Source organism: Blautia luti, assembly GCF_033096465.1.
Taxonomy (GTDB): Bacteria; Bacillota; Clostridia; order Lachnospirales; family Lachnospiraceae; genus Blautia_A; species Blautia_A luti.
The window spans coordinates 1,856,661-1,878,556 of the sequence record NZ_AP028156.1 but is presented as its reverse complement, the minus strand read 5'-3'; the positions used below and the strand labels follow the sequence as shown (position 1 = coordinate 1,878,556).

At 41.2% G+C, this 21,896-nt stretch carries 23 protein-coding genes; 21 read left to right on the top strand and 2 right to left on the bottom strand.

The annotated features are described in order from the left end of the window. Positions 1 to 28 precede the first annotated feature (28 nt). From R8695_RS08855 to R8695_RS08830, 6 genes are read left to right on the top strand one after another with little or no spacing between them, the layout of a single operon-like run. Positions 29 to 1,513, top strand: a complete 1,485-nt coding sequence (locus R8695_RS08855; RefSeq protein WP_154780360.1) for a DUF6034 family protein — start codon at positions 29 to 31, stop codon at positions 1,511 to 1,513. Between the two features lies 1 nt (position 1,514). Next, a complete protein-coding gene (locus R8695_RS08850) occupies positions 1,515 to 2,405 on the top strand; it encodes a hypothetical protein (RefSeq protein ID WP_154780361.1) in 891 nt (296 codons plus the stop codon). A gap of 18 nt (positions 2,406 to 2,423) precedes the next feature. Further along, entirely contained in the window at positions 2,424 to 3,152 is a 729-nt protein-coding gene (locus tag R8695_RS08845; protein ID WP_308418826.1) for an ABC transporter permease, read from the top strand. A 43-nt stretch (positions 3,153 to 3,195) separates the two neighbouring features. Then, entirely contained in the window at positions 3,196 to 3,846 is a 651-nt protein-coding gene (locus R8695_RS08840) for an ATP-binding cassette domain-containing protein (protein WP_044925097.1), read from the top strand. A gap of 2 nt (positions 3,847 to 3,848) precedes the next feature. Further along, entirely contained in the window at positions 3,849 to 5,147 is a 1,299-nt protein-coding gene (locus R8695_RS08835) for a COG1361 family protein (protein ID WP_154780362.1), read from the top strand. Then, a complete protein-coding gene (locus R8695_RS08830) occupies positions 5,144 to 5,851 on the top strand; it encodes a hypothetical protein (RefSeq protein ID WP_243139524.1) in 708 nt (235 codons plus the stop codon). Before R8695_RS08835 ends, R8695_RS08830 begins: the two co-directional genes overlap by 4 nt. A 216-nt stretch (positions 5,852 to 6,067) precedes the next feature. Here R8695_RS08830 and R8695_RS08825 read toward each other — a convergent pair whose 3' ends face one another. Continuing rightward, complete coding sequence (locus R8695_RS08825; RefSeq protein WP_167515471.1) at positions 6,068 to 6,493, bottom strand: hypothetical protein; 426 nt, start codon at positions 6,491 to 6,493, stop codon at positions 6,068 to 6,070. A gap of 155 nt (positions 6,494 to 6,648) precedes the next feature. On the opposite strand from R8695_RS08825, the gene R8695_RS08820 reads away from it, so the two are divergent. Then, entirely contained in the window at positions 6,649 to 7,062 is a 414-nt protein-coding gene (locus R8695_RS08820) for a sigma-70 family RNA polymerase sigma factor (RefSeq protein ID WP_055056201.1), read from the top strand. Between the two features lie 145 nt (positions 7,063 to 7,207). Here R8695_RS08820 and R8695_RS08815 read toward each other — a convergent pair whose 3' ends face one another. Beyond that, positions 7,208 to 7,735, bottom strand: a complete 528-nt coding sequence (locus R8695_RS08815) for a PadR family transcriptional regulator (RefSeq protein ID WP_055056202.1) — start codon at positions 7,733 to 7,735, stop codon at positions 7,208 to 7,210. Positions 7,736 to 7,949: 214 nt separating this feature from the next. On the opposite strand from R8695_RS08815, the gene R8695_RS08810 reads away from it, so the two are divergent. From R8695_RS08810 to R8695_RS08745, 14 genes are all read left to right on the top strand, one after another. Then, positions 7,950 to 9,326: an MATE family efflux transporter gene (locus R8695_RS08810; protein WP_317676266.1), complete on the top strand. Its 1,377-nt coding sequence runs from the start codon at positions 7,950 to 7,952 to the stop codon at positions 9,324 to 9,326. Between the two features lie 69 nt (positions 9,327 to 9,395). Then, positions 9,396 to 9,920, top strand: a complete 525-nt coding sequence (locus R8695_RS08805; RefSeq protein ID WP_055201204.1) for a PadR family transcriptional regulator — start codon at positions 9,396 to 9,398, stop codon at positions 9,918 to 9,920. Further along, positions 9,917 to 10,339, top strand: coding sequence for a YjdF family protein (locus R8695_RS08800; protein WP_117996885.1), 423 nt, complete (start codon positions 9,917 to 9,919; stop codon positions 10,337 to 10,339). The genes R8695_RS08805 and R8695_RS08800 overlap by 4 nt, the downstream gene beginning before the upstream one ends. A gap of 1 nt (position 10,340) precedes the next feature. After that, on the top strand, positions 10,341 to 10,526 hold the full coding sequence (locus R8695_RS08795) for a cysteine-rich KTR domain-containing protein (protein WP_117738871.1): 186 nt from the start codon (positions 10,341 to 10,343) through the stop codon (positions 10,524 to 10,526). A gap of 517 nt (positions 10,527 to 11,043) precedes the next feature. After that, positions 11,044 to 11,457, top strand: a complete 414-nt coding sequence (locus R8695_RS08790) for a sigma-70 family RNA polymerase sigma factor (protein WP_117738870.1) — start codon at positions 11,044 to 11,046, stop codon at positions 11,455 to 11,457. A gap of 123 nt (positions 11,458 to 11,580) precedes the next feature. Further along, positions 11,581 to 11,766 (top strand): helix-turn-helix domain-containing protein, encoded by a 186-nt coding sequence (locus R8695_RS08785; protein WP_055201202.1) that lies wholly within the window; start codon positions 11,581 to 11,583, stop codon positions 11,764 to 11,766. Then, a complete protein-coding gene (locus R8695_RS08780) occupies positions 11,763 to 12,434 on the top strand; it encodes a response regulator transcription factor (protein ID WP_117738869.1) in 672 nt (223 codons plus the stop codon). The genes R8695_RS08785 and R8695_RS08780 overlap by 4 nt, the downstream gene beginning before the upstream one ends. Then, positions 12,431 to 13,444 carry a sensor histidine kinase gene (locus R8695_RS08775; protein ID WP_117738868.1) on the top strand — a complete coding sequence of 338 codons (1,014 nt, stop codon included), beginning with the start codon at positions 12,431 to 12,433 and terminating at the stop codon, positions 13,442 to 13,444. Before R8695_RS08780 ends, R8695_RS08775 begins: the two co-directional genes overlap by 4 nt. Before the next feature lie 101 nt (positions 13,445 to 13,545). Then, complete coding sequence (locus R8695_RS08770) at positions 13,546 to 14,313, top strand: ABC transporter ATP-binding protein (RefSeq protein ID WP_117738867.1); 768 nt, start codon at positions 13,546 to 13,548, stop codon at positions 14,311 to 14,313. Further along, positions 14,300 to 16,528, top strand: coding sequence for an ABC transporter permease (locus R8695_RS08765; protein WP_182279782.1), 2,229 nt, complete (start codon positions 14,300 to 14,302; stop codon positions 16,526 to 16,528). The genes R8695_RS08770 and R8695_RS08765 overlap by 14 nt, the downstream gene beginning before the upstream one ends. A gap of 308 nt (positions 16,529 to 16,836) precedes the next feature. Further along, positions 16,837 to 17,499, top strand: coding sequence for an ABC transporter ATP-binding protein (locus tag R8695_RS08760; protein ID WP_117715689.1), 663 nt, complete (start codon positions 16,837 to 16,839; stop codon positions 17,497 to 17,499). A gap of 1 nt (position 17,500) precedes the next feature. After that, positions 17,501 to 20,092, top strand: a complete 2,592-nt coding sequence (locus R8695_RS08755) for an FtsX-like permease family protein (RefSeq protein ID WP_227222846.1) — start codon at positions 17,501 to 17,503, stop codon at positions 20,090 to 20,092. 4 nt (positions 20,093 to 20,096) lie between these two features. After that, complete coding sequence (locus R8695_RS08750) at positions 20,097 to 20,789, top strand: response regulator transcription factor (RefSeq protein ID WP_117738865.1); 693 nt, start codon at positions 20,097 to 20,099, stop codon at positions 20,787 to 20,789. Continuing rightward, the gene (locus R8695_RS08745; protein WP_154781069.1) at positions 20,786 to 21,817 is read left to right on the top strand and encodes a sensor histidine kinase; all 1,032 of its coding nucleotides are present in this window, start codon (positions 20,786 to 20,788) and stop codon (positions 21,815 to 21,817) included. The genes R8695_RS08750 and R8695_RS08745 overlap by 4 nt, the downstream gene beginning before the upstream one ends. The last annotated feature ends 79 nt before the right edge of the window (positions 21,818 to 21,896 follow it).

Below are 21,896 nucleotides of genomic sequence, written 5' to 3'. Positions count from 1 at the left end.
CAACCTTAGAAAGGAGATATTACCAGAAATGAGAAAAAACATAAAAAAGTTTGCAGGAATAGTGCTTTGTATTGGAATGTTTACAGGATGCGCACAGACCCCGGATTCTTCTTTGGTAAAGCCGAAGGGGAGCAAGGCTGTAGATGCTTATACGGAAGCGGATGATGTTAGCGGTTCTAAAGGAGAAGCATCTGAAAGCAAGAACGATGACGGTTCAGAGTCAAAGACAACCATCAGGAATCTCATTGATGCTCCTCAAAATTATAAAAGCCATGTGGAAGATGACAGTGCCAAGCTCGTGGTAAATACAGATGCAAGCGTAGAAATTCCGGAAGTGGAAAAGATATCTGCTATTTCTGTCACTGCGGCAGAAGTTACCCAGGAGCTTCTAGACCGTATTACAAACGCATTCTTCTCAGAGGCAAAACTTTATACCATGGATAGTTATTATGTGAAGACAAAGGATGAAATTAAAAAAACTCTGGATGAACTAAAAGAAGACGTTGCTAACGGAAACCTGGATCCGTATAACTATGGAACAGACGATGATGGGAATTATGTCTATGATATCTATGAAGATATTGAGACATGGGAACAGGAATACGAAACTGCTCCGGAAAAGAAAACCCTGACAGAGGCAAAACCTGTTGCCGGAAATCCTTTCGATTGTATTGCACAAATGCCAGACGATTCACAATACTACTATAAAATATCTTCCACTGGCTCCGATACCTTGTCAGTCAAGATCAAGAAAGCAGCAAACAAGGGCGGGGAAAAAATACCGGAGGATGCAATGTGGTGTGATTACGGATATTCTGAAGAGGAAGAAAAACCTACAGAAGAATCTATCGGGCTGTCCCTGAATGAAGCAAAAAAACTTGTAAAGGAAAAAGTTGAAAAAATGGGCATCACAGATTTACAGTTTTCTAACTGGAATTACGCGGTGTGCAAAAGTTTTGAAGGCGATAATAGTTCAGGTGATTTTGGAAATGGATATAGAATTGATTATGCGCGTACCATAAATGGTGTGCCGGTCACTCAGACACTTGCAGACGGTGGGGCATTGGAAGATATGGACAGCACAATGGAAACATGGTCTTATGAAAGTCTCTGTTTCTATGTCGATAAAGATGGCATAGAAAGCATGACTTATTCAAATCCCTACACAATTGGTAACATAAAGACAGAGAACTTAAATCTTCTTTCATTCAGCGAGATTATGAAAATTTATGAAAAAATGATGGTGGTAACAAACGCTGATAATATGCAATATGAAAATTCCAGGGTCTATAATATTGATCGGATCGTTCTTGGCTATGCCAGAATATATGAGCCGTCTACTGACGCACACACAGGTATTTTGATCCCCGTCTGGGATTTTTTCGGCAGCATGACTTCAGAAAGTGAATATAACGGAGAAACAGAATCAAATACCAGTAAAGATCCGAATGAAAGTTTCCTTACCATTAATGCCGTGGATGGCAGTATCATAGATCGGAATCTGGGTTACTGACATGAGACAGGTATTTGGAATTGTAAGGTACAATTTCTTCGGATTTCTACGCAATCCCAAAGTTGTTTTTATATTTCTGTTAGAATTTGTACTTAGTTTCCTGCTTACAGGCAGAATCATGGTTGTAATGGAGACCTACGATACACCGGTACAGGCCATTGAGCCATTTATCTGGACATTTGGGGATGGGATAGCAGTACTGTCCAGTTCGCTGCTCTTGCTTCTTATGTTTTCTGACCTGCCGAAGATGACACCTATTACTCCATACCAGCTGACCCGGACAACCAAGAGGAAATGGCTTTTAGGTCAATTCATTTATGTTATTCTTGTGACTGTTTTATATACGGTTTTGATGCTGCTGTTTACGGCCGTGCTGTGTATGAAAAAGAGTTATCCAGGTAACCTGTGGAGCGAAACTGCGGCCATGCTTGGTTATTCAGAATTAGGAAAAAACCTGCAGGTCCCTTCTACAGTAAGGGTCATGGAAAGTATCTCACCCTATGGCTGTATGCTGCAGGTTTTCTTCCTTCTGTTTTGTTATTCGCTGACCTTAAGCTTTGTAATCCTTGTAGGAAATCTCTATAAAGGGAAGACTAAGGGTATGATTTTTGGCCTTCTTTACAGTGTATTTGGTTTTTTATTGGACCCGAAAGTACTGGCTGCAATTTTACATAAAGAAAAATACGAAATGTATCAGGTAAATGTATTAATCTGCTGGATCAGTCCTCTGAACCAGGCAGTATACGGAAAACATAACTTGGGTTATGACCCATTGCTTCCGAAAATCACGCATTCCTACATGTTTTTTCTGGGTATTTTAGTTCTTCTTGCAGTTTTTGCAATTAACCGGATGAAAAAATATACCTTTGAATTTCTTGGAGAAAAGACATGATCGGGAGGGGGAATACCTGTGTGGGGTGAAACAAAACGTATGTTATTTAATAAGAATTTTCTGGCAGCATGGCTGATAGCCTGCATCTCCATCGCCATTGGCCAGACTTATCCCAGCTTAAAAAAAGCACTGGCATGTGGTACTTTTATCAGTATACTGGAAGGTTCCTTAAAAAGTCAGGCAGTATCTTTTGCCATTCCGGTAGCGGCCGTATTGCCATGGAGTGATTCCATTCTGCAAGAATATAAAAGTGGATTTTTAAAGGAGATACTTCCCAGAACGACCCGCAGACAGTATGTCGAAGGTAAAGTCTTTTCTATTATGATGTCTGGTTTTATGGTCTGGACATTAGCTATACTAACGGTACTTTTTATCAATTTTATTGTGTTCTATCCGCTGGAGATACAGGGTGCTATTCAGAAAGAAGCACTTCTGGACTTGCTCATGAAGGCATTCCGGACAGGACTTATCGGAAGTATCATAAGTACTTTCGGTGGAAGCTGCGGGATTTTATGGGATTCTGCTTACATGGTATATGGAATCCCTTTTGTAAGCTTCTATTTCGGAATTATTCTTCATGACCGCTATTTTAAAAATCAGATATGGTTTTATCCAGTAGAATGGATACTGGCTGATAAAAATTGGGGATCGGACAAAATAGGACTTTGGCTATTTCTACTGTTGTTTTTATTAGTAATGCTGGGAATTCTGGGAGGTGTTTTATATGGAAGATTGGAAGAAATCTGAAGGGACATTTAATCTGGCCTGTGATCCGCAAAGAGCAAGTGGAATGATGCAGAACACCTGCGTAAAAATAGAACACGTGACCAAACGTTTCGGTGAAGACATCGTGTTACAGGAAGTAAATCTTTCCTTGAAAACAGGGAACGTCTATGGGATTGTTGGAAATAACGGTTCCGGAAAGACCGTTCTTATGAAATGCATCTGTGGGTTTCTCCCTGTAACTACGGGCACTATCTTTGTATTTGGAAAAAAAATAGGCCATGATGTGGATTTTCCTGAAAGTCTTGGAGTTATTATCGAGACTCCCGGTTTTCTTACACAATATACGGGCTTTAAAAATCTGGAGATCCTGGCAGACATGAATGGCCGGATTTCGAAGGCCGATATCCGCATAGTCTTAAAAAGGGTAGGATTGGATCCGGACATGAAGAAACCAGTCGGAAAATATTCCCTTGGAATGCGTCAACGCCTTGGTATTGCACAGGCCATTATGGAAGATCCTCTGTTTTTGATCCTGGATGAGCCGTTTAATGGACTGGATAAACATGGCGTGGAAGAAATAAGAGAACTGCTGCTGGATTTAAAAGCAGCAGGAAAAACCATTTTGCTGGCAAGCCATAATGAAGAGGACATCAGAATCTTATGTGACCACGTATATGAAATGGATGGAGGAATCTTAAGAGAAAGGACTGCCTGATAATGAGAAATTTATTTGTAAAAACGGCATTAGTATTGTGTACGACAATAATATTTCTTCCAGCTACCGTTTTTGCCACAGAGCCTCAAAACACGGAGATTACATCTGCTGAAGAAGGATTTACGGACTCAGATCCGTCCATATCTTATGAGAATGATAACTCATTAACCCTTGATGAAAAAGAGGATGATTCTACGAGTACCGAACCTCCGGCAGAGAATGAAAAGACTCCTGATAAAGCTGATACCGATAAAGAAAATTCGGATCCGGATATTTTTACATCAGGAGATGACTTTGGTGATGGTTCTAAATCGAATCCTTTTCATGTTGTAATAGACAGTGATAATCCGGAGGACGGTGACGCCCCGCAGATAACAGATCCGGTTATAGACAACGGAGGGTATTCGGGCGGTGGGGGAGGAGGTAATTCAACATCAGACTCATCAAGTGAAAAAATATTACATAAACCGCAGGTATTATTAGAAGACAGCAATCTTTCAGGTGGACGATTGGAGGCTGGTTCTACAACAGAAATGTCGCTGACATTTCGAAATAAAAGCTGCAGTCAAAATGTATTTGGTTTAAAAATTTCCCTTTCTACAGAGAACAAAGGAATCGAATTTGAGAAAAACTCTTTTTATGTACAAGTCCTGGCTCCGGGTGAAGCAATTACTTTGGAACAGATGATTACTATAACAGAAAACTGTGATCCTGGACAGGCTGTCATTACTTTTTCTCTGGATTATGAAGATTCAAAAGCAACGGCAACTACCGGTACAGAATCACTGTCTTTTCAGATCATCCAACCGGTTCGTGTTAAGCTGGAAGCTTCAGATATTCCATCTGTTTTATACACTATGGATACAGTAGAGATCCCGGTAAAAGCAATGAATCTCGGAAGAGACAAAATATACAATGCAAGTGTCAGCTTAAAAGCTGATGAATTAAGTTCAAACGATACGGCATTCTTAGGGACCATAGAGGCCGGAGATTTATCCCAAGGAAGTCTTCGCATATATGTAAAAGGAAAAACAGGAAAATGTGCAGGTCAATTAATTCTTACGTATGAGGATGCCGATGGAAAATCGTATGAGGACGAAATAAAATTTGATTCTGAAATCAAAGAAACCCAGATAAAGTCTTTAAAGGTTGAAGATGACCAGGAGAAAACCAATAACTGGTGGTATTCCATAGCTGCAGTTGTTGCAGTACTGCTTATTTCCATAATCCTGATTCTGGTCAGAAAGCTTCATAAGAAAAATATCCTTCTTGAAGAAGCGAGAAAGGCGGCTTCTCATTGAAAAGAAAAAAAATAGACAGCTTTACCTTATTTGTCATACTTCTGCTGGCATTGATACTTACATTATTAGGAATGCTGCTGGCAGGCATGAAAGAAGAAAAACGGCAATTTACTGTGCTGCTCCCACTTGGAGATCTGGCTTATGATGAAGATTTTTTGCAGAAAGCGAAGAAGATAAAAGGTATAAAAGAAATCTGGCCAGTCATAGAAGTCCCGGTTGTCATCAAAATTGAAGATTATACGGAAACAACGACTTTTTCAGGAATTGATATGAATGCGTTTGGAAAAAATTCAACTCAGAATGAACTGGGGAAGATGCCGTTGTTATTGCTGGGAAATGGTTCCCTACGGGATATGAAAGACTATAATAATCATGCCATTTCAAAAAAACAACAGGAAAAATTTTTAGAGATGGGTGAAAACCTGAATATTTTTTATTTCCTGGATGAAAAAGAGAAGGATACTTCCAAAGCCACAGATGATCTTACCACTTTATCCGGCAATTCCGCAAGAGAACCGCAAACCTCATATATGCCCTGTAAAGCCGCTGTAGTAATAGAAGGCAACGAAATCTACATACCCATTTCCCAGGCACAGGATCTCTGCAGAGAAATAGGAGAGCCTTCTGAGATCAGTAAAGTATATTTAAAAATAAATGGAAAAAATAACCTGGAGAACGCAAAGAAAATACTTTCAGGAATTTAACATAATATATAGCAATTCGGCGATCGCCTTCGAAATGGTCTGGCGGCGGGTGTCCGGTTCTTCAAATTTTTTTGTTGCCCGGGCAGTTCTTGCTTTTTGCCCGTTTGGTACAGCGGCTCTGAAAATCAATGCCGCTGCTTTAAATGGGCGTATCAATTTGTCTGCTGTACGACGGCTTTTTTTCTTTTGCCGTCGTGCGGCAGAATGGTTTGGTTATTATTGGTGAACGGCGTCCGCTTCTTCTTGTGTGAGCTGACCATTTTTAACTGCATCAGAAATGGCTTTGTCTAATTTCTCAACTGTGGAATAATCTCCAATGTGTACTGTTTTTCCGTTATCTTTTGTTACATCAACACTATAAGAGGAAACTACATCTTCAGTAGGTGGAATCATGGAGTAGGTATCGCCGTCACCGCTGTCTTTGGAATACAATACTCCTTTTTTGATACTTTCCAGAGTTCCTTTATAGCTGTCCATCATGACGACTTGCAGGGACACGGTAGCCGATTGGAGGTTATTTTGCCGTGTCTCGTTTGCTTTTTCAAAGCTCACATGATCTACATCAGTTAAAAAAAGCATTGCTCCTCCTCCGGGTAAGTTTAGCATTGCATCGGCATTATCGTTCCATGTAATTAAGTACAATCGTGGCTGCTCTTGGCGCGTCAGTTTTCCATCACGGAAACCTGGCGTTTTTTGTTGCCATTTTTTCGGAGATGATCCGGTTGTCTGCCGGTGTCGGTCTCCGCCTCCATTCGATTCACCCGTCAATCACCCGTGAATCGAAATGGAGGTACATAATGAAGAAAATTAACCTTCGGGAATTTTATCCTGATATTTATACAACAGACTTTTTTGTAGATGTGACAGAGGAAGTAATGGAGACTATTCGAGCAGCTGAACGTGCGGAGGCTGCGTATGAGCGAAAGATGTATCGTTATAAAGCACAGTATTCTCTGGATTGCGAGAATGGCATTGAAAATGCGATTCTGATGAAGCCCCAGACACCGGAGATGCTTCTGGAGGAAAAACAGTTTCAGGAGCAGGTCTATGCCGCTGTGATGAAGCTGCCGGAGAAACAGGCAAAGCGAAGTTATGCCCGATACTATCTGGGAATGACGGTAAATGAAATTGCCGAAGTAGAAGGTGTAGACCCAAGCCGTGTCCGAGACAGTATCCGCCGTGGATTAAAGCAGCTTGTAAAATATTTTTGATAAAAATTCATTTGATTCGCCTGTTTTTTGTCAGTGTTAATAAGAAGGTTATACCGATTTGAAGTGCGCTTATTAAGAAAACGCCAGATCCAGGGGCGTATCACCTCTGCATCTGGCGTTTTCTTATAGATTTGTACTTGCCTGTTTATCCAATATTCTTTTTTAATGAGGCAATCCATGCTTGGATTGCTTCCACCAGTACATACTGCTGACGCAAAACAGCCATACCTGTTGCGGGAATACTGGGTTCATTTTCTTTTTTCTGTATATTATGTTCCAGATAGGATTTTAAAGTACTAATATTTTCCTCAATTTCTGCTATGCACGATTTTTGTTTTTCAGGTGGCAAGGAATCCAAATTCACAATAACAGCGTTGAAGTCCAGAAAAATGTTAATAGGTTTTCCAGAAATCTCAAACATGAGCCGTTCAAATTCTGCTTCTCCGGCTTCCGTCAGGGAATAAATCGCTTTTTCTGGCATCTTCCCTTCCTTTACGATTTCGCCTCGGATTAGCCCCTTTTCTTCTAACTGAATGGCTTTTTTATAAATGGATGGAGTGCTGATTTTTACCCATTTGGATATGTTTCTATATTCTACTAACTTTTGAATATCGTAGGCGCTCATTGGCTCCTTTTTCAATATTCCCAACACGATTAAATCTATGGTTGCCATGTGGAATCACACCCTTTCACTATGCTTTCTGCATGAAAGAATACTGTCAAATTTACTATAAATTATAGTATTAGATTTTATACTCTTTGTCAAGATAAAACGCCTGACTTCTCTTGACATATACTATAAATTATAGTAGTATGATTTATACGGTAGTATACTATAATTTATACTACTATAAATTACACTTAAAGAAGCGAAAGGAGTATTAACAATGAATGAACGCAACAACAAACTTGAACTTTTGGGCAGTGCGCCTATCCCAAAAGCGCTGATGGCTCTCGGCATACCGATTATGATTGGGATGTTGATCAATGCACTCTATAATCTGGTGGATGCCTATTTTGTGAGTGGCTTGGGCAAAAGTCAAATGGGTGCTATTTCTGTCGTATTTCCGTTGGGACAAGTCGTGGTTGGTTTAGGTCTTATGTTCGGTAACGGAGCCGCATCTTATCTGTCAAGACTATTGGGACGCGGAGATAAAGATACCGCCGATAAAGTGGCAAGCACCGCATTGTATAGCAGTATTCTGATTGGTGCTATTATCATCCTACTTTCTGCGATTTTCCTTAAACCAATTTTGGTAATGTTGGGCGCGACGGAAACAATTATGCCGTATGCCTTGACATACGCAAGAATTTATGTGCTGTCCTGTGTTTTCAATGTATTTAATGTAACAATGAACAATATTGTAAGTAGCGAGGGTGCAGCAAAAACGACCATGTGTGCCTTGCTATTGGGAGCCGTATTGAACATCGGATTAGACCCTCTTTTCATTTATACTTTGGACATGGGAGTAGAAGGTGCAGCAATCGCCACAGCAATTTCGCAAAAGGTATCCACGCTTGTTTATCTTACCTATGTTCTGCGCAAAAAAAGCGTATTTTCGTTCAGCATAAAAGAGTTTTCTCCTACGAGGCAAATGATAACGGAAATTTTGAAAATTGGAGTTCCCACTTTGGTGTTCCAACTGCTAACAAGTCTTTCGATTGCGCTAATTAACCGCGCATCCAGCAATTATGGCGATTCGGTCATTGCAGGCATGGGGGCGGTTACGCGAGTTACTTCTATGGGAACTCTTGTTGTCTTTGGATTTCTGAAAGGGTTCCAGCCTATTGCTGGATTCAGCTATGGGGCAAAGAAGTTTGATCGCCTGCGCGAAGCAATCAAAACCTCAATCATTTGGTCTACAAGTTTCTGCTTAGTCGTAGGCTTGGTGATGGCCGTTTTTTCTACGCAGATTATCTCTCAATTTACTGAGGGAGATAATCAAATGATTTTAGTGGGTCAAAAATCACTGTTTGCAAATGGGATCACATTCATTCTTTTTGGTTTCTACACGGTTTACTCCTCTTTGTTCCTTGCCTTGGGTAAAGGTGCGGCAGGTTTCTTTTTGGGAGCATGTAGACAAGGTGTCTGCTTTGTTCCTGTCGTTTTGCTGCTGCCTATGGTATGGGGAATGAACGGAATCCTATATGCCCAACCCATCGCAGATGTAATTTCCGTAGTAATCACTGTATTTATGGCGTTACACCTTCATCGGGAATTGTCTATGGCTGAAAAACAGGCTATGTCCAATTCGGAAATATAAGGTACTTCTCCTTGATTTTTACTATCAACAATAGTACTATTGATAATAGTAAAAGTTGGAGGTGTAGTTATGTCGTCAATCGATTTAGTCATACTTGGTATTGTATTGGAAAAACCGCAAAGCGCTTATGATATTCAAAAAGATGTGGAGTACCACCATTTTCCACGATGGACAAAAATAAGCGTACCTTCTATTTATCGTAAGGTTCTCCAGTTGAGTGAGAAAGGTTATTTGCATAGCAACATTGTCAAGGGCGATAAGTTTGCAGATAAGGCTATTTATTCTATTACTGACCAGGGCAGAGCATATTTTAAGGAACTGATGGCCGCTTGCGCCGCTGGTCCAGTCCCCCTGCTATTCGATTTCAATGTGGTCATTACCAATCTGAACAAGATGGACAAAGCCGAAGCGTTGGAGCTGGTTTCGACTTTGCGCCGGAGCATACAATCCTCGGTTGAAGCTAACGAGGGCTATGCGCGCGAATTTGCAGACATTCCTTTGGTTGGGAGAACGATTTTTGAGCAGCAGCAGCTTCTCTATCGAGCCCTTATGGAATGGCTGGATCACTTTGAAGGACAGTTCTTAAAAGAATGAGCACGGCCTTCAAAAGCAGTTTGACCATCCTGTTTGAAGCTCCATTTTGGATCGGTCTATATGAAAGAACGGATAGCGGTAAATACGAGGTGTGTAAAATCACTTTTGGTTCAGAACCCAAAGACTATGAGGTCTATGAGTTTCTGCTGAAGAATTGGCATAAGTTGAAATTCAGTCCCCCAATCCAGGCTGAAGTATTCATAGAGCGAAAACTCAATCCCAAACGAATGCAGCGCGAAATTCAAAGTCAACTGCAAGATAAAGGCGTTGGCACAAAGGCACAGCAGGCGTTGAAACTCCAGCATGAGCAATGTAAGCTGGAACGTAAAGCCAAGAGCCGTGAACAGAAAGAGGCAGAGAAAGACCGTCAGTTTGCCATACGGCAGGAAAAGAAGAAAGCCAAGCACAGAGGAAGATAACATGAAGATAGAATGGATTTTATGCCCCTTTTGCGGCAGCAAAACGCGATTAAAAATTCGCTATGATACAGTATTGGAAAACTTTCCGTTATATTGTCCTAAATGCAAACATGAAACCCTGATTACAGTAAGAAAACTAAATTTATCCATCGTCCAAGAGCCAGACGCACAGACGCAGAGCCGATAATACGCAAGGTAAATTCACTTGTGATTATCGGTTCTTTTTTATTTCAATATACGATGAGAGCCTGCCCCGCCCAATGGGGAAAGAAAAAAACCGTAGCTGGGCAGGTTGATTTTGTGCGCTTACTCTACATACTCTGGCGGCGGTTTTGAGAAATCAGAGCCGCCGTTTCTTTTCACCTATCCTAAACCAACGACGATCTAACACCGTGTAAATCCACGGCGGCATATAGGAGGATTGCCGCCGTGTCTATTTTTGCCTATTTTCACAGCATCCATGACCTGCACCAGCTAAAAAAGCCTTGCCCCTCCTCCGGGAAGGTATGACTTCCTATCGGTATTATCGTTCCGCCTAAATCAGCAGAATGGTAGGTGTTTTTGTCGCGCCAGTTTCCCATTGCGGGGAGCTGGCGTTTTTTATTGTCGATTTTTCAGGAAAGCTCCTGAAGTATGTCGCTGCCGATCCCCGCCTCCTTTCGATTCACTCGTCAATCGCCCGTGAATTGAAATGGAGGTACATAATGAAGAAAGTCAATCTTAGGGACTTATATCCCGATGTTTATAAAAATGATTACTTTGTAGAAGTAACAGAAGATGTGCTGGAGACGATCCGAGCCGCTGAGCGTGCGGAAGCTGCTTATGACCGGAGGATGTATCGCTATAAGGCGTACTACTCCCTGGACTGCGACAACGGCATTGAAAATGCGATCCTGATGAAGCCCCAGACACCGGAAATGCTTTTGGAGGAAAAGCAGCTGCGGGAGCAGCTCTATGCTGCTGTGATGGCTCTGCCAGAGAAGCAGGCCAAGCGGATCTATGCCCGGTATTATCTGGGGATGCGTGTGAGTGAGATCGCCACAGCGGAGGGCGTAGACCAAAGCCGTGTCCGTGATAGTATCCGGCGTGGTCTGAAGCAACTGGCAAAGTATTTTTAGGATAGAACTACAAATGGGGCGCAAGGTCTCAAAATGCTTCTGGCACAGGGCCTTGCGCCCCATTTGCACGCTTGTATTCTTCGAGCAAAGGAAATATAATAAACCATATTGGAGGGAAACTATATGGATTATATGACGCTGAAAGAAGCAAGTGAAAAATGGGGTGTTACCCCAAGGCAGATCAATTATCTGTGTGCCAGTGGGCGTATCCCCGGCGCTGTGAAGATGGCTGGTGTTTGGCTGATCCCTAAAACTGCGGAGAAGCCAGTTGATGGCCGGACAAAACAAGGAAAGGTGCAGAAAGCATGAAACTATCTAAAATTATGATAATTGAAGATGATCCTGTGATACAGGGAGAATTACAAACTTTATTGAATGGAAATGGATATACAACGCTTGGAGTAAGGAATTTTTCTGCTGTGACAGAACAGATTCAGGATGAAAAGCCACATCTGATTTTGTTGGACATTAAGTTACCCGGAGAGAATGGTTTTGCTTTATGCTCTAAAATTCGTACCTTTTCCGAAGTGCCAATCATCTTTGTGACAAGCTGCAACACGGATATGGACGAGCTGAATAGCATTATGTTGGGTGGAGACGCTTTTATCACGAAGCCCTATAACACAGCAATCCTGCTTGCGAAAATTGCTTCTCTGCTGAAGAAAACCTATCCCGCACAACAACGGGAGAAGATAGTCTATGGAGATGCGGTGCTGCATCTGGAATCCAGCAGTTTGGACTATAATGGACGGAGCGTAGAACTTACTAAGAACGAATTGAAAATTCTCTATTATTTGTTCAAGAACGGTGGAAAAATCTGTTCTCGCGGAGATATGATTGAGTATTTGTGGGACAATCAGCTATATGTGGATGACAATGCTTTGAGCGTCAATATCAACCGCATCCGGGAAAAACTGGCGGGCATCGGTCTGACGGATTTTATCAAGACAAAGCACCGACAGGGGTACACGATATGAACAGCAGACGATATTGGAAAAACAGGCTACCATTTCTGCTGACGAACCTTGTTTGTATGGCTGCACTCACTGTATTTTTGCTGGTGTGCGGCAATTCGGTTTCCGCAGTAGTATTGATCCTGATTGTATGGGCATTGATTTTGCTGACGGGACTTGTCCTCACTTACTGGAAACGGAAGCGGCAGATGAAAAAACTTCTGGATATGGCGGAGCAGCTTTCCGAAAGATACCTTATTTCCGAAGTGATGGAGTTGCCGGAACAGGCCGAGGATCAGGTTTACTATCAGCTTTTGAAAATGGCTGGAAAATCCATGTTGGAACAGATTGGAGAAGTCGAGCGGGAACGCCTGGAGTACAAAGAATACATTGAGCAATGGATTCACGAAATCAAAACGCCCATTACTGCCATGAAACTCCTATGTGAAAACCACCGGACGGACTGGACAAAGGAACTTCTGCTGGAACTGGAAAAGACCAACCGCTTTACCGAACAAGCTCTTTATTACGCCCGCAGTGAGCATACAGAGAAAGATTATTCTGTCCGGGAAATGGCACTGTCCCAAGTGGTGCATCAGGCGATTGCAGATAATAAATATCTGCTGCTCCAAGGTGGTATGCGTCTGGAAGTGGAGGAAATGCAGGACACGGTTTATTCAGATGAAAAGTGGGTGCGCTTTATTCTGAACCAACTGATTGCCAATGCGGTCAAGTATCGTACGGAACAACCGGTTCTCCGCATTTCTACTCATAAACGGCAAGATCAGGTTGTTCTTGTCGTGGAGGACAATGGAATCGGGATTGCTGCGTCCGATCTGCCCCGTATCTTTGAAAAGGGATTTACCGGTCAGAATGGTCGTATGATCCAGCAGTCCACAGGCATTGGCCTGTACCTATGCAAACGGCTCTGTGAAAAGCTGGGCATTGGCATTGCGGCAGAATCATCGGAACAAGGAACCGCCATTTCCCTGGCGTTTCACATCAACTGTCTGATCCATGAAGTGCAGGGCTGATTGCGGTCCTGCACTTCTTACATTTTTGTTAGAACTTTGTAAGAAAACTTGATACAAACGAAGCCACTCTTATTCTACAATAGAGATCAGAGGTGATAACAATGAAAGAAATTTTGAAACTGGATCATATCCAAAAATATTACGGAAATGGCGGGAATGTTACAAAAGCAATTCAGGACATCAGCTTTTCCGTTCAGGAGGGGGAATTTGTAGGAATCATGGGAGCATCCGGTTCCGGCAAGACTACCCTGCTCAACTGTATTTCCACCATTGATACCGTCAGTGCGGGACATATCTATCTGGACGGAACCGATGTGACGGAAATCAACGAAAAACAGATTGCCCGGTTTCGTCGGGAGAATCTTGGATTTGTATTTCAGGATTTTAACCTGCTGGACACTCTGACAATCTCGGAAAACATTGCCTTGGCACTGACTATCAACAAGGTTCCTGCAGGTGAGATTGATGGGCGGGTGCGGGAAATGGCCGGAAAGCTGAATATCACGGATATTCTGGATAAATATCCCTATCAGGTGTCCGGCGGTCAAAAACAGCGGTGTGCCTGTGCCAGAGCTATTATCAACCAGCCAAAGTTGATCCTGGCGGACGAACCTACCGGCGCGTTAGATAGTCACTCGTCACAAGCCTTGCTCTCCACAATCCAGAGTATTAACGAAAGCCTTGACGCCACAATCCTGATGGTAACACACGACGCTTTTTCGGCAAGCTATGCCAATCGTATTCTCTTTTTAAGAGATGGTGCGATCTTCACGGAAATTCTCAAAGGCAGTGATTCTCGTAGGGTTTTCTTTGAAAAAATCTTGAATGTCCTTACCATGATGGGAGGGGGCATGAATGATGTACGCTAAATTAGCACTTGAAAATGTAAAGAAATCCACAAAAGACTATTTGATATATATTGTCACTCTGACGGCGTGTATATCTATGTTTTATGCTTTCCTTTCCATTTCCAGCAATTATTATGATCCGAATATAGGAGCAGAATTTAATTTAGATATATTAGGTGATGGAATAAAATATGCGATTCTATTGATTACCGTATTGCTGATGTTCCTTATGCAGTATGTAAACCACTTTATGATACAACGGCGAAAAAGGGAATTTGCAATTCAGAGTATTATTGGAATGGAGCAATCAACGATAGCTCGACTTTTCTTTGTGGAATCACTAATAATGGGAATTTTTTCGCTGATTGTGGGGATAGGATTAGGTGGTGTGTTTTCTCAATTCATTACTGCTATGCTGCTTCAAATGTATCATAAACCATTTGAATTTTCATTTATGCTTTTTCCAGATACAATCATTTTGACGATTCTATTTTTCTGCATATGTTTTGCGACAGTTGGTTTATCTCAAGTTCGCACGATACGAAAAACAAAGATAATTGATATGCTAAATGCAGATCGAAAAAATGATATATTGGGACCCCCCCACAAATGGATATACAAACTCTTTCCAGTAAATTTTGTCCTTTATCTGCTGATTACCTTTTATAATATTAGAACCCTGTCTTACTACTTTAACGGAGAATTTGAACTGGTAATCAAAATATGGTCTGCAATCAGCATTATTGTACCAATTCTGATGTTGATTATGCATATAAGGGAAAGATTCAGAAGAAAAGAACAAAACACAGTAAAGCAGCTCTTTTTGATTGAATGTATTGGCCTGTTGGAACTGATTATTCTTTCCATATTACCAGTTTTCAAAGTGTACCTTGCAATGCCGATGGATAAAGGTGCTTTTAATGTTTATATGGGATTTCTGTTTTGGTGTGTTGTATTTGGAGTGAGTGTATTTTTCGTTTTGTTTAGTAATTACTTATTGGTTATCAAAGAACGCCAGAAGTATAAAGAAGAAAATCTGTTCTTTTTTGGACAACTGTTATCTAAATTAAAATCGAAAACACTTTCAATGACTTTGATTTGCCTCACACTTACATTGTCCATGGCATTATTTTTTGTAACACCACTCCTTGTTGGATGGGCACAAGGTTTTTTGGAAAAAAGAGTTCCTTTTGATATACAGATTTCTTCGGACTACATTGGTATGCAGTCTGGTTATATCGGCATACAGTCCGAAAAAGAACTACCTGTAACGGATTATAGTTTTCTTGACTCTTTCATTGAAAAGAATATTTCTGTTCGTGATGATTGCTCTTTTAAGACATACTTTGTAAACAAAACTGACTTTTATAACCAACTGGAGAATAGCAGAAAAAATGCCCCACCCATTACAGCAATTTCTTTGTCCGACTATAACCATCTATTAAAGATGGCAGGTTATGATGAAATTTCTTTACGGGATCATGAATTTACAACCCAGTGGCTTTCCATAACACCCCAAGATGCTATTTCGACGTATCTTGAAGCTCACAAATCTATTAGAACAGATGGAGGCGATTTACAGCTTGCTGATATTTCTGCACACACAGTAGACTTAGGCGAAGATTTTTATAATTTTCAAAGTGTGATATATATTGTACCAGATCACATTTGCAATAAACTGACATCAGCTAATACATTCCGGTATATGATGGCGGATAAAACAATTTCTTATGATATTGCTCAAGAATTAAAATCATACTTTGAAAATTCAAGCCTTACTGATTCGCTTGTAACTTATAACATTACCATGCGGACAATCGAGGTTAATGATAATTCTGCTATTATTTTCATTATGCAAACTGGATTGACATATAGCGCAATCATCTTGTTTGTAACCTGTTTTACTATCTTGGCTTTGCAGCAATTATCAGATTCCGGAAAATACAAATATCGCTTTCGGGTTCTAAGAAATATGGGTGTTGAAGAACCTCATATACGAAAGTTGATTTTGAAACAATTAGCTGTATGGTTTGGTGTTCCGGTTATACTGGCCCTTATCTTGGCTGGCGCATTCCTTGTATTTTTGATTGTAGGATTCCATATGCAGATTGCAGTGTATATCGGAGTACAGCGATTGGTGCAGCAGCTTTTGATTGTGTTGGCTATTTTAGGTGCCCTTTTAATAAGTTACTTTATTAGTACATGGGTCTTGTTTAATAAGTCTGCATCTGCCTAACTTTTTGCGTTTTACAGTGACCTTATCAACAAAAGAAAATGCAATAGTATTACCCTCCGTTCTGGTTTTGGAGGTACATCTATGAATTGAATTGCTACAAAAATGAAGCAATTCAGCCTGTTTTCTTGTCAAAAAAGAAAATGGTTAGGAGATTTCTGCAACATTTGGTCTTTATTATAGAATTACAAGTAAGATAGAAAATGTGATTAAATCTGCCGGACGACGGCAAAAGAAAAAAATCCGTCCGCTGTAACATTTCGCGGACATTTGCCTGTTATACTATCTGAAAAAGATAAGGGGGGATTGATATGGCAGCAGTAAAGACAGTATCTTTAACAAAAGAATATTCTAATGGAGAACACTATTTAAGAGCAGTTGATGATATATCTTTCACAGTTGAAGAAAATGAATTTGTAGCTATTATGGGAAGTTCAGGTTGCGGAAAGACCACGTTGCTCAATTTACTAGGTGGTTTGGAAAATCCCACACACGGATGTGTCTATATCAATGATGTAGATATTACACAGTTATCTATGGAGGAAAGGAGTTCCTTCAGAAGATGGCATATTGGGTTTATTTTTCAAAATTTTAATTTAATCCCAGAGATGAATGTATTTGAAAATATAGTTTTACCTGCCAAACTTATGGAAAGAAATATCAGTAAAAAAGAAGTAATGCGGATAGCTGAAGAACTGGAAATTGAGGAAAAACTATTACAAAATCCTATGACTTTATCTGGTGGACAACAGCAGCGGGTCGCAATCGCCAGAGCTATTTATACACATCCTACTATACTTTTGGGAGACGAGTTGACAGGAAATTTAGATTCTACAACCAGTATATCCGTTATGAAATTTTTGAAAAAGATGTGTAAAAAATATAGCCAGACAATGATTATCGTTACACATGATGAAAGAATAGCAGCTATGGCAGATCGGATTATTCAGATGAAAGATGGGAGGGTTGTATAGGATGGAGAATTACGATTGTAATCAGTCGGCTGAAAGAGTGCTTATGGATGCTTCCAGGAAAAAGAATCAAAACAGAAATCGTCTACTGTTTATCGTAATTACAATTACTGTAGGCGTGATTTTTAGTGTGTTCTCTTTAATCTATGGGAAGATGGAGATTGATATTCAGAAAAATATGAAAGCCGATGGTATGGCTGTATCGACCTATATTGAAAATGGTACAGCGGATATGACACAACAGCTTACACAGCTACCATGCATAGAAAGCATTGGGAAAGAAAAGTTTGCAGGAAAATTATTAGATGATTCCATAAAATATTGTGATTGCGTCATTACAGATGTGACCGGATTTGAAAAAATGATACGTCCTGCATTTACAAATGTGGTAGGGACTTATCCAGAAAAAGAAAATGAAATTATGCTTTCTACGAAAACTCTGCAATATCTTGGAATCAAGAATCCCGAAGTGGGCATGGAAATTGAACTGGATTTTTATTGGAATGACATTTTCAATACCAGTGGAACCGGTATGCAGAACTTTTTACTTTCTGGGTATTTTACAGAGTATCAAAATCAAACCTCCGGTGCTTCTGTGGCTTTTATATCAGAGAAATCAATGGAGAAGAACGGGCTTCAATGGGAGCCATGTAGGATTTTAATAGATCATACAAAGAAATATTCCAGTGGTTCGCAAATAGAACATATGCTGACAAATAACATAAAGTTGAATGAGGGACAGAGAATTGTAAGTATGAACCCAGCAGAATATCGGGCAATAAGTGAAATGATGGGAAGTTATGGATTTGCAGTCTTTTTTTCGGTTATGGTTTTACTTTCTATGTTTTTGTTTATTTACAATATCCTAAATATTTCGCTGGAAAAAGATTTACAACGTTATGGTCTTTTACAAGTAATTGGTGTGGAACAAAAGCAGAATATTAAAGTTATGAATCGTGAGATGCTAAAAATAGGACTTACGGGAAGTATCGCTGGAGCAGTTTTAGGGGGAATGTTTATATGGGGTATTATGCCATTGTTATTAGAAAAAATGTATGCAGAGAATACATGGAAATTAGAAAGAATGGTTTTCTTTCAACCCAAACTTCTTATCCTAGCGATTGTTCTTGTGATTTTCACGTTGGGAGTGGCAGTGGAATGTCTGAAAAGAAAAATGAGGAAATTAAGTCCGTTGGAGTGTATGAAATATACGGAGGCGGTTACTTATCATAAAAGCAGGAAGAAACCGAAGATAAAGAAATTCCACTGCTGGGGAAAACATCCTGAAATTTATCTTGCAAAGAAATATTTATTTCGGAATAAAAAAACATTTGGGATAACAAGTTTGTCATTATGGCTTGGGTGCGAATTGGCATTATGTTCTGCGGTAATTGTGAACGGAGTGGATTTACAGAATTATTATAGTAAAGAGCCGGACTTCCAAATAGGAATTACAGAGGAAGCTTGCAATTATTTAATTGAATCATCACCGGACACAAAGAATATGAAGTTTTTTCCGAAGTCCCTTATGAATGATATTGAAACGACCATAGGAAACGAACTTCATTCAGTAGAAAACATCAAAGGATTTTATCCGATCGTCGAAAAAAATGGCAAGGAGAATATAAAGATTCTAATCGATGGAGATAAAATATCCACGGTAATTCAGACAGTTAGTATCGGGGAGCAGGAAGAACTAAAAGACTTTATTCAGAAAAATGATAAGCTAGTAAATTGGGAGCAGTTTCAAAATAATCATGGAACAATCGTGCTACATGATCATAGGATGTCAGATTATATAGCAGGAGAAGTGCAGGATTATATAGGAACAGAGATGGAATTTTATGATCTGGTTCCGGTTGGTACGGAAATGAGCAGTTTAGTTCCTGAGAAATTAGTAAATTGTGGTTATCTGGATATAACAGAGGATGATTTCCCAGAGATGAAATTGTGCTGGGATGGTAAAAATATAAATATCCTATTGGTAACAGAGACTACATATGATTGGCTGGTAGAAAAATTAACACCACAAATTTTTGAAATACAATTTAATGTTGACAAAAATCAGGAGTCAGTTATCCGAGAAAGACTGAATCAGATGATTCGCAATTATAATATGGAATTTCAATCAAAATATGGACACGCTGATAAATTGAACTTGTTTTATTTAGATTCTAAATCAGAACGTTTGCTAAAGGAGCAGAACTATATTCAGACAAGTAGATGGCTGCTTATGAGTATTAGTGGAATTTTAATATTTATAGGAATTATGAATTTCGCAAATACAAGAATATCGGATATTATGCTTCGGCAATGGGAGTGTAAAATCCTGGAACGTGTAGGGATGACAAAAAAACAAGAATATCGAATGTTTGTAACAGAGGGTCTTTTCTATTGGTTACTGTTATGTGGATTGCTTATGAGTTTTGGAAATTTAGGGATTGGTATCATGCAGTGGTATATGAAAATGCAGATTTCCTATTTCGCTTTCCGCTATCCGGTAAAAGAAATGATTGCGTTGATGGTATTTTTATTATTGTTCAGCATTATTTTTCCAGGAATTATTTATAAAAAACTAAAAAAGAAAAGGAAGTGAGGATATGAAGCAGATTTTAATTGTCGAGGACGACAGTTTTTTGAATAAGATGTTAGACTATAACCTGACCGCAGACGGCTACGGCGTGACTTCTGCCCTAAATGCCAGAACCGCAGCCGACGCCATCCGCCACCGGGAATTTGATTTAGTGCTGCTGGACATCAACCTGCCGGATGGAAATGGTTTTGAGCTGTGCAAGCTGATAAAGCCCCAGCACCCGGACACCATTGTAATTTTCCTGACCGCCAACGATCAGGAGAGCGACCAGATACGGGGCTATGAGGCGGGCGCGGTGGACTACATCACAAAGCCCTTTGTGATCGGGGCCTTGCAGCGGAAAATCAAAGCCATGTTCGCCATGCTGGAACACCACAGACCGGCCAAGGACATTTACGACGACGGGCGGCTGTTTCTGGACTTCTCGGAGCAGGCGGCCTCCCTAAACGGCAAGCCCCTGACCCTATCCCCGATGGAGTACAAAATGCTGAACCTGTTCCGTAAAAATCCCCGGCAAGTGCTGACCCGTGGGTGGCTTTTGGAAAAGCTGTGGGATATAGACGAAAGGTTTGTGGACGAACACACCCTGACAACCTCCATCAGCCGGATTCGCAGCAAGATCGAATCCGACGGCGGCGCGTCCTACATCAAGACCGTTTACGGCATGGGTTATCAATGGACGGGAGGCGAGGCAAAATGAAGTTTCAAAACCTATCGGTAAAGCGGCTGTTTAGCCTGGTGGCAATAGGACTTGTCCTTTCCATGTCCGGGATCACCATAGCCCTGTTTCTTGTGACAAAACAGACGGCGGTGCTGCTGACTGGCGGGGCGCTGCTACTGTGCGCCCTTGTGGGGATTATTGTACTGACGCAGGCGTTTGGAAAGCGGCTGTCGCAGTTTACCGCTAACCTGTGCCAGACTTTAGACCACATGATCGCCGGAAATGAAGCACCCCAGCGGCCAGAGGACAGCGAAACCCAGCTTGCCAGAATCGGACACCGGCTGGCAAGGCTTTACCAGATCATGCAGGAGAACCGCCGCCGGGTGGACGAGGAACGGCAGGAGTTACAGAACCTTGTATCGGATATTTCCCATCAGGTGAAAACGCCGGTAAGCAATCTGAAAATGGCGACGGACACCCTGCTGGAAAAGCCTATGACCGAGGCGGAGCGTACCGACTTTATCCGGGGAATCCGCAGCCAGACGGATAAGCTGGACTTTCTCTTTCAGGCCCTTGTGAAAACCTCACGGCTGGAAACGGGCGTGATCCAGTTGGATAAGAAACCGGGCCGCCTCTTTGATACCGTGGCGCAGGCCATGAGTGGGATCGTGTATGCAGCGGAGAAAAAGGAAATCGCCGTGTCTGTGGACTGCCCGGAGGATTTGACCGTTTCCCATGACAGCAAGTGGACATCCGAAGCTCTCTTTAACCTGCTGGACAATGCGGTGAAGTACACCCCGGCGGTAGGGAAAATCGCTGTGTCGGTGGTGCTGTGGGAAATGTATGTGGAGATCAAAGTGACCGACACCGGCAAGGGCATTTCCGAAAGCAATCAGGCTGCCATCTTCCGGCGCTTCTATCGTGAGGAAGAAGTACACGAACAGCAGGGCGTGGGCATTGGTCTGTATCTGGCCCGCGAGATCGTAACGCGACAGGGCGGCTATATCAAAGTGGTTTCGGAGCCGGGCAAGGGTTCGGAATTTTCCATTATGCTGCCTACAAAATAGAACGCGGCGGACGGCCATTCCCGGCTGCCCGCCGTAAATTTTTTTGAAATGTCCGAGCGTTGTAACATTTCACCCCGAT

Bases quoted from the DNA above. Each gene is read 5' to 3' on its own strand.
- R8695_RS08855 (WP_154780360.1), top strand. From the start codon at position 29: ATGAGAAAAAACATAAAAAAGTTTGCAGGAATAGTGCTTTGTATTGGA.
- R8695_RS08850 (WP_154780361.1), top strand. From the start codon at position 1,515: ATGAGACAGGTATTTGGAATTGTAAGGTACAATTTCTTCGGATTTCTA.
- R8695_RS08840 (WP_044925097.1), top strand. From the start codon at position 3,196: ATGATGCAGAACACCTGCGTAAAAATAGAACACGTGACCAAACGTTTC.
- R8695_RS08835 (WP_154780362.1), top strand. From the start codon at position 3,849: ATGAGAAATTTATTTGTAAAAACGGCATTAGTATTGTGTACGACAATA.
- R8695_RS08820 (WP_055056201.1), top strand. From the start codon at position 6,649: ATGAAGAAAATTAACCTTCGGGAATTTTATCCTGATATTTATACAACA.
- R8695_RS08815 (WP_055056202.1), bottom strand. From the start codon at position 7,735: ATGGCAACCATAGATTTAATCGTGTTGGGAATATTGAAAAAGGAGCCA.
- R8695_RS08810 (WP_317676266.1), top strand. From the start codon at position 7,950: ATGAATGAACGCAACAACAAACTTGAACTTTTGGGCAGTGCGCCTATC.
- R8695_RS08805 (WP_055201204.1), top strand. From the start codon at position 9,396: ATGTCGTCAATCGATTTAGTCATACTTGGTATTGTATTGGAAAAACCG.
- R8695_RS08800 (WP_117996885.1), top strand. From the start codon at position 9,917: ATGAGCACGGCCTTCAAAAGCAGTTTGACCATCCTGTTTGAAGCTCCA.
- R8695_RS08795 (WP_117738871.1), top strand. From the start codon at position 10,341: ATGAAGATAGAATGGATTTTATGCCCCTTTTGCGGCAGCAAAACGCGA.
- R8695_RS08790 (WP_117738870.1), top strand. From the start codon at position 11,044: ATGAAGAAAGTCAATCTTAGGGACTTATATCCCGATGTTTATAAAAAT.
- R8695_RS08785 (WP_055201202.1), top strand. From the start codon at position 11,581: ATGGATTATATGACGCTGAAAGAAGCAAGTGAAAAATGGGGTGTTACC.
- R8695_RS08780 (WP_117738869.1), top strand. From the start codon at position 11,763: ATGAAACTATCTAAAATTATGATAATTGAAGATGATCCTGTGATACAG.
- R8695_RS08775 (WP_117738868.1), top strand. From the start codon at position 12,431: ATGAACAGCAGACGATATTGGAAAAACAGGCTACCATTTCTGCTGACG.
- R8695_RS08770 (WP_117738867.1), top strand. From the start codon at position 13,546: ATGAAAGAAATTTTGAAACTGGATCATATCCAAAAATATTACGGAAAT.
- R8695_RS08765 (WP_182279782.1), top strand. From the start codon at position 14,300: ATGATGTACGCTAAATTAGCACTTGAAAATGTAAAGAAATCCACAAAA.
- R8695_RS08760 (WP_117715689.1), top strand. From the start codon at position 16,837: ATGGCAGCAGTAAAGACAGTATCTTTAACAAAAGAATATTCTAATGGA.
- R8695_RS08755 (WP_227222846.1), top strand. From the start codon at position 17,501: ATGGAGAATTACGATTGTAATCAGTCGGCTGAAAGAGTGCTTATGGAT.
- R8695_RS08750 (WP_117738865.1), top strand. From the start codon at position 20,097: ATGAAGCAGATTTTAATTGTCGAGGACGACAGTTTTTTGAATAAGATG.
- R8695_RS08745 (WP_154781069.1), top strand. From the start codon at position 20,786: ATGAAGTTTCAAAACCTATCGGTAAAGCGGCTGTTTAGCCTGGTGGCA.